2 protein-coding genes and 2 pseudogenes are annotated in these 2,135 nt (G+C 39.3%); 2 read left to right on the top strand and 2 right to left on the bottom strand.

The annotated features are described in order from the left end of the window. Both ACO1DI_RS11695 and ACO1DI_RS11690 read right to left on the bottom strand, forming a co-directional pair. Positions 1–773, bottom strand: a pseudogene (locus ACO1DI_RS11695) (amidohydrolase); the annotation flags it as partial. 60 nt (positions 774–833) lie between these two features. After that, a pseudogene (locus ACO1DI_RS11690) lies at positions 834–1,735 on the bottom strand (TIGR01777 family oxidoreductase). Positions 1,736–1,832: 97 nt separating this feature from the next. On the opposite strand from ACO1DI_RS11690, the gene ACO1DI_RS11685 reads away from it, so the two are divergent. Next, positions 1,833–1,994 (top strand): hypothetical protein, encoded by a 162-nt coding sequence (locus tag ACO1DI_RS11685; RefSeq protein WP_423145265.1) that lies wholly within the window; start codon positions 1,833–1,835, stop codon positions 1,992–1,994. 68 nt (positions 1,995–2,062) lie between these two features. Then, on the top strand, positions 2,063–2,135 hold a 73-nt coding region (locus ACO1DI_RS11680; protein WP_423145266.1), incomplete at its 3' end, for a hypothetical protein.

The following is a 2,135-nucleotide window of genomic DNA, read 5'->3' as shown; positions in this document are numbered from 1 at the left end:
ACCTACGCTCACTTTTAAATTTCTTCCACCCAGCTCTTTGGCAATTAAATGGCCTTCTGTACAGTGTTCAATACGAACGTCTAAATGAAATTCATCTGCTAAGCGAAGAGCTGATAGAATATCATCGGCCCTATGAGCATGAATTCGAACTGGAATCTCTCTATTCAGTGCTTGAGTGAGAGGTTTGATGCGCAAATCATCTTTGTTGTCACTGCTTTTTGCTTGATAAAAGGCTTCTGAAGCACTCCCATAATGCCCATTCGCGTAATCGATTCTTTATTGCCGTGGCTGTGAATTCGTTTTGGATTTTCTCCTAGCGCAAATATGAGTCCAGCTGTCTCTTGAATTAACATTTGAGAAATGCTTGTTCCAGCTGTTTTAATAACGGAAGTTGTGCCTCCAATCACATTTGCACTTCCTGGCATAATGTGTACAGACGTAATACCCGCTTCAATGGCATCTTTAAACCCAGGATCTAAAGGATGTACACTGTCAAAAGCTCGGATATGTGGAGTCATAGGTTGAATGGTTTCGTTAGCATCATTCCCGGCCCAGCCGGTTCCTTCATCATATAATCCTAGATGTGTATGAACATCAATAAATCCAGGGAATAAATAACGCTGTTTGCAGTCAATGACTTCTACTCGAAGAGGTGGCTGCAAGTTTGGCCCAATTAAAACAATTTTTCCATCTTGAATGAGCACATCACTATTATAAATAGGTTTTGACGTAATAGGATAGAGCGTTGCATTTTTCAAGAGAATGGTTTTCATAAAGTTACTCCTATCTATCGGCAGCTTAGTCACCTGTTTTAGGGAAATAACAGAAAATAACTAGAGTAAATCTCGCAATGCATCTTCTAATACAGTATATGTAAAAATGTAATTCTGTTGAATCAATTTTTCAGGTAAAACGCGCTGTCCCTTTAAAATAATCATACTCATTTCTCCCATCAGCAGCTGAAGGCCAAAGCTAGGTACGGGCATCCAATGAGGACGATTCAACACTTTTCCAATCGTCTTTCCAAACTCTTTCATTTGAACGGGATTTGGGGCAGTTACATTAACAGGTCCCTCTATTTGTTGGGTATGGATACAATAATCGATGATCTTCACGACGTCTTGAAGATGTACCCAAGACATCCACTGTTCTCCGGAACCGACTGTTCCTCCTGCAAATAATTTATAAGGAAGGGCCGTAGAAGGAAGTGCTCCGCCACCTTTCCCTAATATAACGCCGAATCTTGTTAAGACAGTACGAATATCGAGTTCCATCGCTTTTAGGGCCTCATTTTCCCACTTTTTTACCGTTTCAGCTAAAAAGTCTGTGCCGATGGATGGAGAAGCTTCTGTGAACGTTTCTTTCGTTGATGTCCCGTAATAACCAACGGCGCTTGCATTTACGTAAAGTGACGGTTTTTCGGGCAACGCAGCCATAATACGAAGGATTTCTTGAGTAGAAGAAAGGCGGCTTTCCACGATGGCTTTTTTGCGCTCGTCCGTCCAGCGGCCGCTGTTAAGTGAAACGCCAGCTAAATTGATAAAACGTCTGCTCCTTCTACATGCTCTTCAGGTTGGCTGTTTTCTTGCATCCACTCTACATATTTAAGTTTCGGATCTCTTGCAGCTTTATCTGCATTGCGTGTTAAAATATATACATAATGTTTTTGTGTTAAAAAATGTTTTGTTAAAGCTTTACCTACGAATCCAGTTCCTCCAGCAATAACAATTTTCATACGAACTTCCTCCTTTATTGAGATAAATAAAAATGTGTATGATACGTTTGGCGGTTCTTCAGCCATCAATTTAATAAGAAATATGAGGTGAAGGTTAATGCCTGTTGTCACAAAGATCACAACGCAAAAGAATAGCGGTGAACGTTATAATGTGTATTTAGATTACGGTAAAGGTGAAGAGTTTGGCTTTGGTGTTGACGAAAATGTCCTCATCAAATATGACTTAAAAAAGGTCGTGAGCTTGATGAATTTGAATTAACGCAAATTCAGTATGCAGATGATGAGAAAAAAGCTTATAATTTAGCGATCATTTAATTTACTGATCGAATGCGCTCTGAAAAAGAGGTACATGATTATTTAAAGAAAAAAGAAATTAACTCTACTATTATTCAACAAGTTA

Source organism: Priestia sp. 40, assembly GCF_049368575.1.
Taxonomy (GTDB): Bacteria; Bacillota; Bacilli; order Bacillales; family Bacillaceae_H; genus Priestia; species Priestia zanthoxyli.
This window is presented reverse-complemented; position numbering and strand designations above follow the sequence as displayed.